Genomic DNA, 17,943 nt, shown 5'->3' with positions numbered 1-17,943 from the left:
TAAAAATAACAACTCGGTAATTAGCTAGGCTGTACCGCCTACGGTTAGTTCATCCACTTTAAGTGTAGGCTGACCAACCCCCACTGGCACGCTCTGGCCATCTTTTCCACACACGCCAACGCCTTTATCTAGCGCTAAATCGTTACCCACCATAGAAACCTTTTGCATGGCTTCTGGGCCGTTGCCGATCAGTGTAGCGCCCTTAATCGGCTTAGTGACCTTACCATTCTCAATGAGATACGCTTCTGAGGTAGAGAACACAAACTTTCCTGAGGTAATGTCTACTTGACCACCACCAAAGTTGGGTGCATAAATCCCATTCTTGATGCTGGCAATGATTGCTTCTGGCTCATGTTGCCCACCCAACATATAGGTGTTGGTCATGCGCGGCATAGGCAAATGTGCATATGACTCACGGCGACCGTTACCAGTAGGCTTAACACCCATCAAACGCGCATTGAGTTTATCTTGCATATAGCCAGTCAGAATGCCGTCTTTGATCAATACATTGTACTGGCTCGGGGTGCCTTCGTCATCGACCGACAACGAACCACGGCGATTAGCCAATGTGCCATCGTCCACTATGGTGCAACCAGCTGAAGCAACTTGCTCCCCCATGCGCCCGCTAAATGTCGATGCGCCTTTGCGGTTAAAATCTCCTTCAAGCCCATGCCCTACTGCTTCATGTAATAATACTCCTGGCCAGCCACTGCCTAATACCACCGGCATTTGACCTGCAGGTGCGGCCACTGCGCGCATGTTTACCCGCGCCATATGAATGGCTTCGTCAGCAATTTGTTCGTAAAGTGGGCGCCCATCAGCTTGGCTTAGGAAATATTCATAGGCATAACGGCCACCCGCGCCTGAGCTACCACGCTCGCGACGAGCGTCTTTTTCCATTAACACGGAACAGTTCAAACGTACTAATGGGCGAATATCAGTGCAAAACGTACCGTCGGTAGCAGCAATTAACACTTCTTCGTAAACACCACTGATGCTCACAACCACTTGGCTTAGTGCGCTTTCTTGCTGGCGAATGTAGTTATCAACCGCACGTAAAAGGGCTATTTTTTCTTCGTCTTGCATACCTAAAATAGGATTGTCAGCATGGTACTTAGGGTCAACCTTGCTGTTTTTAAGGCCTGTCACTTTGTGCTTGCCCCCCGCACTTGCAATGTTGCGCGAGGCTTTTGCCGCTTGCATCAACGCTTCTGGGTTGATGTCATCAGAATAAGCAAACCCGGTTTTTTCGCCACTAACAGCACGCACACCTACACCGCGCTCGACGTTATAGCTGCCATCTTTAATGATGCCGTCTTCGAGCACCCACGTTTCGTGCTGGCTGGCCTGAAAATACAGATCAGCAAAATCATTATCATGTTGATAAATGGCATCTAACGCGTTTGCAAGATGGTCTCTGTCGAGGTTAGCGGCAGTAAGCAGGTTTTGTTCAACCAGATTAGACAAGGTAACTCCTGAATTTATTATGGGCATAGACCGGCATATCCCGGCGAATTCTATTAAGTATGGCAGGTTCTAGCTGAGCGTTGATCACACCGACGGACTGCGGTAATTCAGCTAAAGTTTCACCCCAAGGTGAAATAATACAGGAATGACCATGGGTTTGTCTCTGATTGGCGTGCACACCAGTTTGCCCAGCTGCTACCAAATAGCATTGATTTTCGATTGCGCGAGCGCTTAACAAAGCCTGCCAATGTGCTTCACCCGTTTTTTGAGTGAATGCCGCGGGCAGTGCTATCACGTCTAACGCTTTGTGTTCAGCCATGGCTTGAAATAACCCTGGAAAACGCACGTCGTAACATATTGCTAAGCCTAAATGTCCAAATGGCGTGTCTGGCACACTCACAAGTGTGCTGCCCGCTTGCGTGTACTTAGACTCACAATAGGTCTTAGTGTTGTCTGCGACCTGCACGTCGAACAAGTGAATTTTTTGATATTCAGTCACCCGTTCGCCAGCATCATTGATTAACAAGCAAGATGCGGTAAATTTATCTGGGTTTTCACTTTTTAACGGCATACTGCCAGCCACTAGCCACACACCATATTGCTTGGCCATACCCATTAGGCGCGCCTGTATTGGGCCGTCACCCAATGACTCAGCAATACTCAATAAGGCCTTATCGCCGCCGCCAAAACAGGCGAAACATTCAGGCAATACCACCAAGGTAGGCTCGTTGACCATTAATTGAGCCAGTTGTTGTTCAACAAAATGCAGGTTTTCTGTGACATCAGGTGTGGATGTCATTTGCAGGGCGATAAGATTAGCCATCGGATACCTCCAGCGCTACGCGCTCTTGATCTATCTCTTGTGGGAAGCTTATATCTGTATTGTGGCCATTAGGGTCTATTGCAAGGCCAACATTTGGCGTATCAACCGGCGCTGGGGCGGTTTGTGCCGGCAAGCGAATTTCTTTACTGTCACGCTCCAACTCTTCTAATTTAGGGTCGTCTAACGTGCCCGTTAAAGAGAATTTAATATTGGATATGACCTTGGCTGACGTCAGTACCTGATCCAGCGCTAAAGCGGCCAATGCGGTTGCTGGATTAACCATATAAGCGACGATAAGCGGCAAACTGGATGTCACTTTAGGGGCAAACGCAATGTTGTAGTTTACCTCTCGGGTGTTTAAGTTGGTGTACCCTTGCATAGTGATTTCACCCGCGCCGCCATCTACCACGGTATCACGGGTATCGACTGTGCCTTGGGCCACCTGAAAACTGCCTTTCATTTTGTCGTAAAAGAAGCCCTGGGCAAATACATCACGAAAGTCTAGGCGCAGCTTACGCACCAGCGACTCTAGGCTCAACAAGCTAAATATCCGTGAGCCTTTGTCTGTTACCTCAGTGAGATAACCATCGCTCAAACGCCAATCAATATCGCCATTTAAGGTAGCAAAATCAAACTCAAACGGGGCGCGCTGCCAATCTAAATTGAATTTAGCTGAGGCTTTTGAGTCTTTAATACCTGAGTCAAACTCGAAACCTTTTAGAAATAAACCAAAGTCTGAACTGCTAAATTCACCTTCGATCTTGGTTTGGTTGCCGCGTGGGGTAAACAGCCAATCACCGCTTGCGTAAAACAAACCGTGGTCGTTATTTAAACGCAATGAATCAATGTGCATACCGTTGGCGGCGCGTGATAATTTGAAGTCGACTCTACCCAAGTCTTTGTCTTCAAAACGACAGCGTTCACATAAAAACTCGACTGGCGGTAGGGTTTCGAGCTTAGGTTCAAACTCCACAGCCTTGCCTTCGCTTTTCTCCCAACCGGCCAAATCTAGGTAATCCGCTGAAATAGTAATGCCTCTGGCTAACCAATCTTTATAGAGTGATACATTGGCCCTGACTTGCTTGGCGTTGACGTTTATTTGCCAACTGTCATTGGTGTTTTTGGTGACAGCTTCTAAGTCTGTTAATTGCTGAGAAGCCACGGTAGCACTATCAGCATTTAGAAAAATACGCTGTGGCTCGCCAATAAAGGGCTTTTTGTTGGGGTCTGAAGCGATACCTGATTCATCGCCTGTTAAATCATGCAGCAAAGAAGAAATAGCATAATACCAATTATCAATGTTCACGTAGGGTAAGTTCATAGCAACACTGAAACCTAACCCCATGGGCATATCCAATGATTCACCTATGGCTAGATGGGCCCGGGAAAATTGCATGGTTTCATAAGGCAATACCCCATCAAAGTTGACTTGTGAACCCATTTTCAAATTGACCGTTGATGCAGTCTCATCGCCGGAAATATCCAAGGTAAGCGGCTTGTTTTGATTCACCGTTTTGTTAAGCGGTTCAGGCAGCTGCGAGCCAATGCCCTGTAATCCAGAATACACGCTGGCCTGATAACGAAAGCCATCTTCGGGCAAGGTCAGCTTGACATTCGCTTGCCACGGCGACTTACCATCTAAATAACTGGCCAAACTAGGCACGAATCGTTTAACCAAGGGTTTAACCTTCCAATCGCCTAGTAGATCGATATTCGCTAAGTAGCCCTCTTTGCCCTGGCGACCACTAAAATCGACCTCAACTGGCTGGTCAAATAGTTGCGCTTGCAAGCCGCTCATATCAACCACTTCATTTTTAAAAGACACCTGACCTTTAGCGTGGGTTAAATTCATGTCAACCCGAGGTACATAAACACGGTTGTCAGCTAAGTGCACCACGCCGCTTGCCACAACATCCTTGCCTGATAGAGGAATAACCAAATTCAGGTCTACATTAAGCGCATCACTGACTTGCACTTCATCAAGGACCTTGCCCAAACTGCTGGCAAGACTACTGCGTTTCATTAACTCGTTAACCTGAGTGCCAAGAGCTGAGCCTTGTGCATCAATGCTTAGCACGGCTCCCACATCCAGATCTGGTATATCTGCTGATAACCCAGACAAGTTTACATCTAGTAACTTGCCTGCACTCGCTTGCATAAATAAACCTTTGTTTTCGAACAACAGGTCAATGTTCAAGTCATTTAGTTGCGGCCAATCTTCAGCAAACTCGAAACTCGCATCTTCCACCCCAACAGTAATTTGAAATACACCTTGATTATTAGCGTAAGGGAACTGGCTTAGTTCTCCATTCCAAAGAATTTTTGCGCCGTTAACGTACCCAGCCTTAAGGGCTCTTTGCAAATACGCTTTGGTATCTTTACCCATCACGACACCAGGAAAAAGTTGATTCACTTGTGCTACATCTAATCCGCTAATCGTGCCGCTAAGCGCAAGATAACCGGTGTTACTCTCATACCGCAGGTGTTGATCTATGTTTAGCCAATCATTGCCTAACTTCAGTTTCGGCGCATATAGTTCGATACCTTGGTCAAGAGACTGAATATACATATCAAGGTCAACCCGCTGAAATTCAATATTTCGGTCGACTATATTGTCCATTTTCCACTGGGAATTGCGCCCACGAATTTGCACTCGGCCCATGTCGTTGTGCCAGTTTACGTTTAACTCAAGATTATCTACCCCAGGCACATTGCCGCTTTGCTGCCAGCCAATTTGGCTGAGATTCACTTGGGCATAGGTATCCGATTTATCAAATTTCACATTGAATTTGTTCAAAGTGGCATTAGGCGAAAGGTCCTTTAGAAGGTTGAAATCGACCGGATTCAAAACAAGGGGTAGCAAGGGGGTAATAGCGGATAAGTCTACTCGGTCTGCATTTTGTATATGTACTTGTCCTTGGTGGTTAATTTCGCCATACCAATTGGATGTTTGCGTGCGCTCATTAGCTTGTAAGGCAAGGTCGTATAAATTGAAAACCCAACCGTCGTTACTGGGCTCTGCATTGAGTTGCCCCCCCAATATAGCAGCTGTGATTTCGGCATCTTCGTTTTGCCATACAAAACGGCTATCGGCCAAATCAAGCTGAGCATTTTTGATGTCGCCGTCTTCGATACTCGCCCACACAACAAAGTTGCCCCGACTTTCAACCAAGTCGTAACGGGTCGCCAGCCATTGATTTATCCAAGGGGATAAATCTACTTCGTGCGCTCTGGCATAAAAAGTACCGTTAAGGGAGTCTTTGTCACCGCGTAGGTCTAAGGTAAATGACGCGGAGTTACTTGCTAGCTCTTCGACCTGCAATTCACCGACGCCTTGATGATGAAGCCCGCTGTTACTCCATAGCAACTGATTAACCAACACGACTTGCTGGTCGTGCGCGGTGCTGATTTCAAACTGACTATCACTTACAGAAAACGATTGAAGTTGCTCTAGAAACAACTGCTTCAAGGCCGATACAACAGGAAAGTCACTACCTTCTTTGTTCATCAAAGTGACATCAACCTTAACGTTCAGGCCGTTTAAGTCAAAGCGCTGAGAGCGGATCTGACGCCCCAATATTGAGCCCCAAAAATCCAGTTCGATGATGGTTTTTTTAATATCTAAACTAAGGGGAGATTGAGCATTTTGTACCAGCTGCAGGTCTTCAAGCACAATCGCTGGGCCTGCACCTTTCCACTGCGCCGTGATAGTGCCGATATTAATTTCGACCCCATATCGACCCTCGACCCATTGCTCTAAACGATGTTTTTGCCCGTCCATGTAGGGCAACGTGTAACGCACAACACTGATGGCCACGGCCACCAGCACCAACAAAATAGCAGCGCAAGTCCATAGTTTTTTAATAATATAAGCGGCATAAAAAGAGCCTGACCTCACATCATTACCACATCGTATTTATCTTGGTTGTATAGCAACTCTGTATGCACCTTTATTTGTTTAGAAACAAAGACTTCAAGCTCAGCGAGCATGTGTGATTCTTCGCCTAACAAGGCTTCGACCACAGACGGTGCCGCATAAACGACAAATTTGTCTGCATCGTAGGCACGATTCACTCGAACAATTTCACGCATGATTTCAAAACACACGGTTTCTACTGTTTTTACCGAACCGCGTCCCTTACATACTGGACATTCACCACACAGAATATGTTCCAAACTTTCCCGTGTTCTTTTTCGAGTCATTTCGATTAAGCCTAGTGCGGTAAAGCCGTGAATGTTAATTTTAGCTCGGTCTTTACTGGTTGCAGTTTCGAGGCTGTGAATAACGCGCCTCTTATGGTCAGCATCAGCCATGTCAATAAAGTCGATTAAGATCATCCCGCCAAGGTTGCGCAAACGAAGCTGACGCGCAATCGCAGAGGTGGCCTCAATATTAGTGTTGAATATGGTTTCTTCTAAATTACGGTGCCCAACAAATGCTCCAGTGTTGATATCGATGGTGGTCATGGCTTCGGTCTGATCGATGATAATATAACCACCCGATTTCAAATCGACCCGTCGCTCTAAAGAGCGCTGCGATTCGTTCTCAACGTCGTATAAATCGAAAATAGGTCGATCCCCTGGGTAGTACTCTAATAAGCGGTGTAGCTCGGGCACATACTCACGGGTAAACTGCTGTAACTCATGAAAAGACAATTTAGAATCAATACGAATTCGGTCAAGCTCAGTCCCGACAAAATCACGTAACACGCGTCGTGCTAGGGGCAAATCTTCATATAATATATGGGTTTTCTTTTTCATCCGTGAACGGATTTTTTCCCATAGACGACGCAAAAAATCAGCGTCTTGGCGCAGCTCTTGGGCTTTCACGCCTTCGGCAGCAGTACGTAAAATAAAGCCGCCATTTTCACTACAATATTCTTGTACCAAGCTCTTTAAACGCTCTCGCTCGGCTTCATCTTCAATACGCTGGGAGACACCCACATGCTCAACGCTAGGCATGAACACCAAATACCTTGATGGAATAGTGATATCTGTGGTTAAACGTGCGCCCTTCGTGCCTATTTGATCTTTGACGACCTGCACCACAATATTCTGACCATCACGCACAAGCTCACGTATGTCACGTTTTTCTAGGTGGCTTGATGACACTTCGTCTTCTACTTCGCTATGAATAGCGATATCCGAAGCGTGTAAAAAGGCAGCTTTGTCTAAGCCAATATCTACAAAAGCGGCTTGCATACCCGGCAAGACTCTACTGACTTTACCGCGATATATATTGCCTACCAAGCCACGCTTGGTATGACGTTCAATGTGAACCTCTTGCAAAATACCATTTTCGATAAGGGCCACGCGAGACTCAGAAGGGGTAACATTAATTAATAGTTCAGCACTCATGGGCTAGGCTCATCCGAGAAAGTAGTTGATTCGTTTCGTACAAAGGTAATCCGACAACAGCGCTATAACTACCCTTTATATGGGTAACAAATTTTCCGCCTATGCCTTGAATAGCGTAGCTACCCGCTTTATCGCGTGGCTCACCTGTTTGCCAATATTCTTCTATCTGAGACGTGGTTAAATCACAAAAAGTCACATCTGTTTTCACCAATATACTCTCACATTGATCGCCAGAAGTGATGGTTACTGCGGTAAACACTTGGTGTTTTTGACCTGAAAGTAGCTGAAGCATACGCCTAGCATCATCGAAATTTTCCGGTTTACCCAACGCGTGTTCATGAATGACCACAACTGTGTCGGCGCCTAGTGCAAGTCGATTTTCTGCTATATCTGCACTTGCTTGCCAACCCGCTTGCGCTTTTTGTTTTGCTAAGCGTTGCACATAGATTTCTGGCGTTTCACCAGGGAGTATTGTTTCGTCAATATCCGCGCTTAAGGTGGTAAAAGGCACACCGATTTGACTAAGTAACTCAGCGCGGCGGGGTGACTGAGAAGCTAAAATAAGCATAACTGATGTCTGGTGGGGCTCAGCTCAAACGAAACTGACGGCGAACCCGACGTAGTAACCAAAATATCCATGGCCAAATTACCATAGAGGTAATCACAGGCCACATGTAAGTAAGCATGAAATAGATGTCGGTTAATAAATGCATTAACCAAAATACCACTAAATTATAAAGCGCACATAAAATACCGATCACAACCGCTTGCTGCCAAACCGAATAATTACGCAAACGCTGATAATTGGCTGCAAGTACGAACACACTCAAGCTCATGGCAAAACTGTGTACGCCAATACTGGTGCCTAACAATATATCGAGTACTAAACCAACGATAAAAGCAACGCCTACATTGACGCGTTCAGGCAGGGCAAGCGCCCAATACCCTAGGACCAAAAACACCCAGTCGGGACGATACTGTTCAACTATGGCCGGCATCGGCATAATTTGCAGCACCAAAGCCACTATAATACTCAGACCGATGGTATTGTTTCTTAGTTTCATTGTTCTGCATCCGGAACAGACTGCTCTGGCCCTACAAGATTATTTGGCCACAACAAGAGTAAGTATTTCAGACGATCCAGCAGCGCCACTGGCTCAGCATTGACCTGAGCAAAAGGGCGCCCTTCATCACGGACAATCGAGGTAATTCTTGCCACCGGATAGCCTTCAGGAAATACATTGCCCAAACCAGATGAAAGCAGCAAATCGCCTTCTTCAATATCAGCGCTGTGGGGAACATGCTGAATGATTAACTCGTTTAAGCTCCCTGAGCCCGAAGCAATCATGCGTATATTGTTTCTGGCAACACGCACAGGAATGGCATGAGTCACGTCCGAAATCAGCAATACGCGGCTGTTGGTCGAACCGACCTGCATGATTTGCCCTACGATCCCTTTATCATCAATAACGGGTTGGCCTTCATACACCCCTTGAATGGCACCGCGGTCAATAACGATTTGGTGACTATAAGGGTTGTTATCTACCGCCATTAATTCTGCCACTTCTTTACGAATATCGCCGCGCACTGGGGTGTTCAGAAGACGGCGTAAGCGGTCGTTTTCTTCTTGCAGCAAAACAAAACGCTGCAACTTGCCATTAAGCACAACGGCATCGTGTTGTAGCTCAGCATTTTCTTCAAGTAATTGCTGATGCGACACCAAACGACTAGCACTGGCGTTGAGCATTTCGCTAGGTAAGTTAGCTAGATATTGAATGGGGCTGACCACAGAGTTTAGGTAAACACGGGTTGTGGCGAAGCCATCAAAGACATGATCAAACACGATTAATCCGGCTGATAGCGCAAGGGCAAAAACCAGTTTAATGTGTAACGATGGACCACGCAGAAAAATCGAGTTCATATGAAATGTAAAAGCGGCTAATGCCGCTTTTTAGTATCCTTTACTTGGGGTTACTCGTAGCTAAATAAATCGCCACCGTGCAAATCGATCATCTCGAATGCTTTACCACCACCTCGTGCCACGCACGTCAAAGGATCATCAGCAATCACTACTGGTATGCCAGTTTCTTCCATTAACAAGCGATCTAAATCTTTGAGCAAAGCTCCACCACCTGTTAATACCATACCTCGCTCTGAAATATCAGACGCAAGTTCAGGAGGAGATTGCTCAAGCGCCACCATAACGGCAGAAACAATTCCACTTAATGGTTCTTGCAACGCTTCTAGAATTTCATTGCTGTTAAGTGTGAAACCTCGAGGTACGCCTTCGGCTAAGTTACGGCCACGTACTTCAATTTCTTTCACTTCTTCACCAGGATAAGCAGCACCAATCTCGTGCTTAATACGCTCGGCTGTGGCCTCACCAATAAGTGAACCAAAGTTACGGCGAATATAGCTGATAATGGCTTCATCGAATTTATCACCACCGATACGAACCGATGACGAGTAAACAATACCGTTCAATGAGATGATTGCTACCTCAGTAGTACCACCACCAATATCGACTACCATAGAGCCGGTCGCTTCTGATACGGGTAAACCCGCGCCAATCGCTGCTGCCATTGGCTCATCAATAAGATAAACCTCACGCGCGCCAGCACCTAATGCCGACTCACGGATCGCACGACGTTCTACCTGTGTAGAACCACAAGGTACACATACGAGTACGCGAGGGCTAGGGCGCAAAAAGTTGTTGTCGTGCACTTGCTTGATAAAATGCTGTAGCATTTTCTCAGTCACATAAAAGTCAGCAATAACACCGTCTTTCATGGGTCTGATGGCTTTTATGTTGCCAGGAGTACGTCCCAACATCCGTTTTGCTTCACCACCGACAGCTGCCACACTCTTAGGACCACCTGCACGCTCTTGCCGAATAGCAACAACGGAAGGCTCATTTAGTACAATTCCCTGATCCTTTATATAGATAAGCGTATTTGCTGTACCGAGGTCAATAGATAAGTCGTTGGAAAACATTCCTCGAAGCTTTTTGAACATTGAAAAACCGCAACCTGTTTGATATGAGAGATAATCCGCTAACTTTACCAATGCCCCCCGTCTTGGGCAAGTAAACACCTCATTTGACGCAATAAAAAGTGAAGAAACCTTAGTTTAATTGAGGTTTAGCTAACAAATTTTTATCAAGTCGCCAAAAAAGGACGAATATGGACGTTTCGCTACTAAAAATAGATCTAGATGAGACCACGCAATAAATAGAAAGTGCCAAGCCGATTTACATTTATTGTTGAATCATTTCTAGCCGTTAATGGAACACTTCCCGCCAATGAATGATCCGGTCATTTCCGCGGTAAAGACCAAAGGTTATTATGGAAGCGGGCCCATCGACAGCGGTCGCGCCTGAGCACAATGCTAAGTCTGGGCAGATAAAACCGTCACCGCTCCAATCAAAGTTCATGTATTGCGCCCAAGATGGATTACCCACGCTGGGATCTAAAGACACTTCAACCACACCAGCCACCCCCGGACCATTGCCTGCACCACTGCCCGTTAAGGCAAAGTTGCTGTTACCTAAGAGTTCACCACCGATTAGCGTTCCAGCACTCGTCACAGAATCAATCTGCCCGGTGATATCGTTGCTACCTTGGGCACTTAGTACGATCTGCCCTGAGCTTTCGGTTAAATCGATGTTTGTACAATTGTCTTCTTGATTAAGCTGCCAACGGCCATTTAGATAATGCTCTGCGCTTACAGGGGTAACTAGAAAATCCGGTTCAGGGCCAAAGTTAGGCCCAAGCGCCAGACGCCCGTGGCGAACATTGACGTCTACTCCCGTAATATTACTGCCTGTTGCATCACTAATGCGAAATCCTTCACATCCTGAAATCGGGTAATCGCTTTGATAACACACATTATTATCCCCGCTTAAAAACGTTGTTAAAAACGTCATGTCCACAGCGGCGACGAAGGGCTCTATCAAAGGGTAAGCGGCAAAGTCCGTGGCTACTTTTTCATAGGTAAATGTGCCATCAGGCACGTCTATTAGGGTGATGCCAGTGAACGCACTGGGCGCGGTGATCGTGGCTGAAGCGGCACCGGTAATGCGCGTCACCGCTGGGCTCGCGCCAGCATGAACCGAGGCATCGTCTATCACTACAGCTGCTGCGGTATCTGGGTTATAACGCCAATAGCCATTGATGAAATTTTTGGTGACTTCTCCCAAGGCATTCATCGCAATTAATTCAACTTGAGTGGTCGGCGAAAAAGAAATCGGTTGACCCATATAAGTGAAGTTACCACATTGATTGACTAACTCCGGCGCGGTTGACACCTGAACGTCAAAGTATGCTGGGGTGAACTCCCCTAGAGTAATAGGATCTTGGCTATTGATGACACTTGTTGGGTTGTTGTTATCACTCAGGTAGTCGATATCCCGAATATCTAGGCGAATAACCCCCACTTCACTGAAGGTTGCCTGATAATTGTATTGCCCCTCGACGAAGGTTAACTCAGGTGTGTCTGCGAACTGCTTATTTACATTACCCAACACACTAGCGCCGTCGCCAAAGACTAATGTACCCTCGGCTGCGTTTGATTCAAAAGGCAGCATACGCTCAACCGCTATTTGTAATGAGCTTGGCTGATAATTAGGTAACGCGATATCCCCTAAGACCCCATAGGCGGTAATATTAAAAGTAAATTCTTCGCCTGCAGGGTAAACGTCTGTATCCGCACTTGACGGATAAACACTGAAATCAGTATCGGTATAAATAAGGGCTGGCGGCGCAACCGCCAAGGTTAATTTTGTGGGGACGATATCCACACTGGCATCACCTGAGGTAATAGAGACCCCATTTATTTCAGCGGCGGCTCGCAATGCCACTCGCCCGGCATCCGCGTAATTAAACGCTCCCAATGATGCCACGCCGTCAGCGTCAAAAGTAAGAGAGATAATACCCGTGGATTCACCATCTGGGGAAGCACTCACATCGATACCGCTAAAATCAGTTAAACAACGATTTGGCGAAACACAATTCACCCCGAAAGTGACATCTTGTTGCCCTTGTAATAATGCTTTGCACACGCCGTTATCGTTTTGAACTGCGCGCAAATTTGCCCCAACAAAATTAGCTTGTGACAACTGATCAGGCAAAAACTTATCCGTCACTTGTTCACCGATAAACTCAAATCCCGCATCGACGAAATTGATGTCGCAGCTTTCTATGCCTGACCCAGTATTTAGGCAGCGCAAAGGCGCAGAGGGATTAGCACGCACTGTGTCTAATGTTGCTAATTCAGGCTCTAACACTGCCAGAGGTGTATTGATAATTTCGCCAGTAAACACCAATGGGTTCCCAGCCCTCCAACCATCTGGAGCTAACTCTACACTGCTTGTTTCGGTATACAATTGGGTGCAATTCTCGTCTGCACAGGCTTTTATAGAGATGTTTTCTGTTTCACAGGTTAATCCTTGACCATCATGCTCCAGTTGATAGTGATGGATAGATTGACATATGGCGATTGCGTTCATGTCCTGTGTAATTTCTGCGCTGTTTTGCACATAAGCATTCACACGAATATTATCAAACTGGCCGTTGGCGGAGTTCGCTGTCATGTTCGTTACAATATAGTCCGAGCGGTTATCACCAAAATACAACGTGTTAAATTGGGCGATGTTGTTATTCAAATTTAAACTATTCGATCTGCCCGCTTCAGCCCCATTAATATGAATAACGGCTGTTTTTGCCGCATAGTCATAGCTCACGGCTACATGTACCCACTCACCTGCAGAAAAATTTAACCCGGAAACAATAGCTTCGGCGTCCCTATCATCAATATCCTCTAAACCAAAATATAAGGTGGATGCACGTAGGCTTAAATAAAAATACTTAGCGGTTGAATTAGAGTTTCCAGCATCGGTAGAGGCGTCGAATAACTGCCGTGCATTGTTACTCGACCAATCTTCGTTACTGCGATACCAAAAGGATATGGTCCCGGCTTGGCCAATATCATTCGGTGAGAATCCGCTATCAATAGTATCTATTACCGCTGCATCTGTGTTCATTGGCACATCCGCAAATCGGCAGGAAACTTGGGCCGTTGATAACACAGAAACCACTTCCCCCAAAGGCGATGCATGGCGCTGGTTACTTGTGCTATCTAATATGCTTTGACTGCCATTAAATTCCACCTGCTCAAACTCGTAAATCGCAACAGGAGCCACAGCACAAGGTGAGACATTGTCTAGATCTGTATTGACCTGACTTTGGCTTTGCGCGTAATCGTAGATACGTACATCATCGAATTCACCGTCTGCAGAGTTAGCCGGCGAATCGGCAAAATTATATAGACTGCGGTTATCTCCGATGTATAACGTGTCCAAGACTGGCATGTCACCATTCAGTCCTAGGTCTGATGTTTGACTGGCTTGACGGCCGTTGATAAAAATTTCAGCGCTATCTTTGCTGTAATCATAAGTCACTGCAATATGCACCCACTCATAAGGGGCAAAGGTTAACCCACTCACACTGGCAGCAGCATCATTATCGGTAGTGTCCTCTAGGCCAAAACGTAAAGTCCCATTGCGTAGGCTAAGATTAAAATATTTAGAGTTTGCATTGCCTATCCAAGTCGAAGCATCAAAAAGCTGCCTTCCTCTCCCATTGCTCCACGCTAATGCACTGCGATACCAAAACGATATTGTGCCCTTGTCGCCGATATCGGTGTCTACTCTGAGCTCAGTGTCTATGCCCGCGCTAATATTTGCATCAGTATTTTTCGGAACACTCATCACTTGGCAAGACGTTTGAATACTAGGAAATGTTGGAAATGCATCCCCCAAGGGTGACGCATCATATTCTGACGCTGAAGAATCAATAACGCTGTTCGTTGTCGCCCACTCTTCTTGTTCAAACTGGTAAAAAGCTATCGCCGGGCCGTCACAGACTTCCGCCTTTGCCGCACTGACGTTGATATCATCCACATAGAAGCCCGATTCAGAATTTGTACCACTGACCTGAAAGCCAATAGCAACATTACTGCCGATAAAAGCACTAATATCGAAACTTTGCGCTGTACTAGAAAAGTTGCTGGCGGTGACCGTGTAATCTTTTAAATTCGTCCAAGTACTGCCACCGTTGGTGGAGATACCAAGCCTTATTAAAGATTCACCTGCATTGTGACCGACTCGGTAATTAAAATGAAGTTGAGCAGTAACGGCATCGGATAAGTCCAACCTCCGGTACACGAATCGCGCGCTATAGGAACGTGGATTTTCAGATGCGACAACCCCTAAGCGCAAACAGTTACCGGATGAACAAAGTGAATTATTGACCCGCAAATACCCGCGTGCCGGGCCATCAGACTCTCCCGCCTCTAGCCAATCGGAGCTCCAAGGCGCAGAGCCCGAAGAAGCGCTGTAACTGACTGATGGAAAATGATCAGCCATATTGAAGGTCTCGGTACTACAACTATTACTACTGATGGACCAAGTGGCCGCTAAGCCTTGCCTTACAGCTGAACCATCTGTGCTATGCGCGATAAACATGGTGCCTGAGGTAGCCACCAATACAGACGGAAGATTTGAGCCACTGAAAGTCCCTAAAAGTGGCGCACTGGCATTTTCACCATCATATACAGAAAAAAAGTCATAGTTTTCTTCGTAATCAAAGTCAGAAAAGCTGAGAGTAATAGCCCCTCCCTGAGGAGCACGAATAGTAAACTCACAATCCTCATTATTGGCATAATTACCACTTGCCCCGCCTGAATCAAATAACGCCCCGCGAGCACGTGATGTTTCTGTGTCTGAACATAGCGTGTCGGCGAGTACCTGCGAACAACTGAGCATATTCAACATCAAGAGCAAAATAAGTGAATTAAAACGGCCGATACGTTCGGGTATTGCTCTTATCCCTTTCATTACTGGATCCCATCAACCGATACGTTGCGACTGACGACTGTGTCGCCCGCAATGCATTGCCCTTGAGCAGTAAATCTAAAATATTGGTAGCTGTCACCATCGTCTACAACCGAGACCACGGCACAACTGCTTTGATACCCGCAGTTCGCAAGTCCTGGGGTACTGGTGAAGGTAAAATTATCAGAGGCCATGCAATTACTTACCCCAACGACGGGAAACGCTGCGGCAATGGAACGCTCTACGCCTGCTCTTGCAGCGTTCAATGCTCTTTGCCCATACACTTCACTGACAACACTATCGGCAGAGGCTGCCAGCATTCTAAGCATAGCTAAACCTAAAATCGCCAAAACGATGATAATAAACAATGCGATAACCAACATGCTGCCGCGTTGCTTTCTCAGGCCGCGAGGTTGCTCAGCGCAAAGGCGTTTATGGGACATTGGGCACATGAATATCACTACTGAGGTTAATTGTTTCATCATTTAGCTCAAACGCGAGCAAGATTTGTATTAAGCTATTTCGATTCAAGGTAGCATTTTGTATGGTGAATGGCAGCTCTGCCGGATTGGCAAGATCATTGGCGATATTTTCAGCCATTAAGGTGCCTCCCAAGGTAAACGCTGTTTGGTCCTGTCCTATCGAGGCTTGATGTCTAAACATGCTCCCTCCGCGTATGCAGTAACTTACTGCATTTCGCACTATGTATAATCGTGAGGCAGGAGACACATCGGCAAATGCACCATCGACGGTTAATGTCGCTAAATGCTCAGCGCTATCATTTGTCGTGCAATCACCATCACCGCTGTCAGTGCAAGATAAAACGGTCCGTCGCTTTTCCTCATTAACGTCATACACATCTTGACTATCGGTAGGATAAACCACCGCCATATCACCACTTGTGATTGAAAACTGATCATTAGCATCACCCAATTCAACAGTATTTACTGTTCGCTCTGTAGAGGGTTCTAATGGTAAACGCGTGTAATAAGTGGCCCATATTGTAGGCACAAACTCTAAACACTGGGCGCTATTTTCTAGTTTGACGCGGGCGCTGTTAGGTACTGAACTGCGCAACTCTCGATTTAAGCGCTCAATCACAAAACGACTTTGACTTAAGAGTTCATCTCGCTCGCTCACATCATTAAAAATCTGCACACCAGAGCGAATAAAGCTGGAGACACCAATAGACACAATACCCAGCACAATAATCACTGTGACCAGCTCAACCAAAGTAAAGCCCTTGTGTCGGCCTAATGCATGTCGTGAAGTCATCAGTAGTTGTACCTGTAGGTCGAAAAAACAATCTCCTCACTACTAGGGGTTGTTATTCTTACGGTGATCAGTTTCGCAGCACCCACTGCTCCATCGTTTGTACCGTTTAAATCAGCATCGTAAAAGACCGAAACGTTGGCCCGAAATCCCTGATATAAGTTACGCCCATTGATACCTATTGTGCCGCCTGTCGCACTAAGAATAGTGCCGTCCCTTTCATCTAAACCGTTAAAGTCATCCACATCGTTATACGCACTTCGGTTTTCACTGTCTGGTCCTAAAGCATTCGGCAGCGTGCAAGCTGGAGCGCTACCATCTCCACAACGTTCACTGGCGTTGCGACTAGAATGCTCATCGAACGACTTGCTGCTAATTTCGTTAAGCAGTGACTGGGCAAGTTCCGTCGCTCTGACTTGAAATATAGGGTCAATACTACGGGTAGTTTGTGGAACGATAAGACCAATGAAGAACGTCATCGCGATAGCGAAGACCAACATACCCATGACTAATTCTATTAGCGTAAAGCCTAGATTCAGCCCGAACCGGATAGCACCTCGGTTAACACTCACGAATATATCCTTCGCTTTCTACGCAAATGGCCGGGGATTGCGTTCCCTGAAAGGTTATGCGGCAAGTGGCTTGGCAACTGCCAGCACTTGTCAATGGGCGACCTAGGCTATCAAATCGTATCCAATTAAATGCACCATTTCCTGTGTCTAACGTGCTCAGGCCAATACCGTCAGCAGCGATTTCACCATTACTGGTGCGTAGGAATTCAGGTGTGGTGTAATTAATCGCAGTAGCGCAAGTCGCTGTATGCTCAGCAGGGGTGTTGTTGCGATAACTAAGCGTAGGCGGGCCAAAGCCAGGATTGGAAATATTGAAGTTTATTTGGAAGCAATAATCTGCTCGGGTATCTTGCATAGCGCGTTGCTGCATGGCTCGCAGCGCTGATAGTAAACGAGACTGGTAACTGTATTCGGCGTATCCGGTGCTATCAAACCGACTTGCAGCAGATACTGCAAGTACACCAATAATCAGGATCACGACGACAAGTTCTACAAGGGTAAAACCACGTTGCAAAGCAGTAACATGAAACTTGTTTACGCTCAGCAACGTTTTCATTTTA

13 protein-coding genes are annotated in these 17,943 nt (G+C 46.3%); all 13 read right to left on the bottom strand.

What is annotated here, in order from left to right; translation table 11 throughout:
- Positions 1-24: 24 nt before the first annotated feature.
- The 13 genes from tldD to AC0L6N_RS21010 all read right to left on the bottom strand — a co-directional run bounded on the left by tldD (position 25) and on the right by AC0L6N_RS21010 (position 17,939).
- Positions 25-1,467, bottom strand: coding sequence for a metalloprotease TldD (tldD, locus tag AC0L6N_RS21070; RefSeq protein WP_011573127.1), 1,443 nt, complete (start codon positions 1,465-1,467; stop codon positions 25-27).
- Positions 1,460-2,290: a carbon-nitrogen hydrolase family protein gene (locus tag AC0L6N_RS21065; protein ID WP_473477465.1), complete on the bottom strand. Its 831-nt coding sequence runs from the start codon at positions 2,288-2,290 to the stop codon at positions 1,460-1,462. Before AC0L6N_RS21065 ends, tldD begins: the two co-directional genes overlap by 8 nt.
- On the bottom strand, positions 2,283-6,188 hold the full coding sequence (locus AC0L6N_RS21060) for a YhdP family protein (protein WP_473477463.1): 3,906 nt from the start codon (positions 6,186-6,188) through the stop codon (positions 2,283-2,285). Before AC0L6N_RS21060 ends, AC0L6N_RS21065 begins: the two co-directional genes overlap by 8 nt.
- Positions 6,185-7,648 (bottom strand): ribonuclease G, encoded by a 1,464-nt coding sequence (gene rng / locus AC0L6N_RS21055; RefSeq protein ID WP_473477461.1) that lies wholly within the window; start codon positions 7,646-7,648, stop codon positions 6,185-6,187. Before rng ends, AC0L6N_RS21060 begins: the two co-directional genes overlap by 4 nt.
- Complete coding sequence (locus AC0L6N_RS21050; protein ID WP_473477459.1) at positions 7,638-8,216, bottom strand: Maf family protein; 579 nt, start codon at positions 8,214-8,216, stop codon at positions 7,638-7,640. The genes rng and AC0L6N_RS21050 overlap by 11 nt, the downstream gene beginning before the upstream one ends.
- 19 nt (positions 8,217-8,235) lie before the next feature.
- Complete coding sequence (gene mreD / locus AC0L6N_RS21045) at positions 8,236-8,712, bottom strand: rod shape-determining protein MreD (RefSeq protein WP_011573122.1); 477 nt, start codon at positions 8,710-8,712, stop codon at positions 8,236-8,238.
- Complete coding sequence (gene mreC, locus AC0L6N_RS21040) at positions 8,709-9,569, bottom strand: rod shape-determining protein MreC (protein WP_011573121.1); 861 nt, start codon at positions 9,567-9,569, stop codon at positions 8,709-8,711. Before mreC ends, mreD begins: the two co-directional genes overlap by 4 nt.
- A 50-nt stretch (positions 9,570-9,619) precedes the next feature.
- Entirely contained in the window at positions 9,620-10,663 is a 1,044-nt protein-coding gene (locus AC0L6N_RS21035) for a rod shape-determining protein (protein WP_006992360.1), read from the bottom strand.
- A gap of 265 nt (positions 10,664-10,928) precedes the next feature.
- Positions 10,929-15,542 carry a DUF6701 domain-containing protein gene (locus tag AC0L6N_RS21030; RefSeq protein ID WP_473477457.1) on the bottom strand — a complete coding sequence of 1,538 codons (4,614 nt, stop codon included), beginning with the start codon at positions 15,540-15,542 and terminating at the stop codon, positions 10,929-10,931.
- Complete coding sequence (locus AC0L6N_RS21025) at positions 15,542-15,982, bottom strand: pilus assembly PilX family protein (RefSeq protein ID WP_011573119.1); 441 nt, start codon at positions 15,980-15,982, stop codon at positions 15,542-15,544. The genes AC0L6N_RS21030 and AC0L6N_RS21025 overlap by 1 nt, the downstream gene beginning before the upstream one ends.
- On the bottom strand, positions 15,972-16,814 hold the full coding sequence (locus AC0L6N_RS21020; RefSeq protein ID WP_473477455.1) for a PilW family protein: 843 nt from the start codon (positions 16,812-16,814) through the stop codon (positions 15,972-15,974). The genes AC0L6N_RS21025 and AC0L6N_RS21020 overlap by 11 nt, the downstream gene beginning before the upstream one ends.
- Positions 16,814-17,383 carry a type IV pilus modification PilV family protein gene (locus AC0L6N_RS21015; RefSeq protein WP_473477453.1) on the bottom strand — a complete coding sequence of 190 codons (570 nt, stop codon included), beginning with the start codon at positions 17,381-17,383 and terminating at the stop codon, positions 16,814-16,816. The genes AC0L6N_RS21020 and AC0L6N_RS21015 overlap by 1 nt, the downstream gene beginning before the upstream one ends.
- Complete coding sequence (locus AC0L6N_RS21010) at positions 17,373-17,939, bottom strand: prepilin-type N-terminal cleavage/methylation domain-containing protein (RefSeq protein ID WP_473477451.1); 567 nt, start codon at positions 17,937-17,939, stop codon at positions 17,373-17,375. Before AC0L6N_RS21010 ends, AC0L6N_RS21015 begins: the two co-directional genes overlap by 11 nt.
- Positions 17,940-17,943: the final 4 nt, after the last annotated feature.

The sequence above is a fragment of the Paraglaciecola sp. G1-13 genome (assembly GCF_055809255.1).
This window is presented reverse-complemented; position numbering and strand designations above follow the sequence as displayed.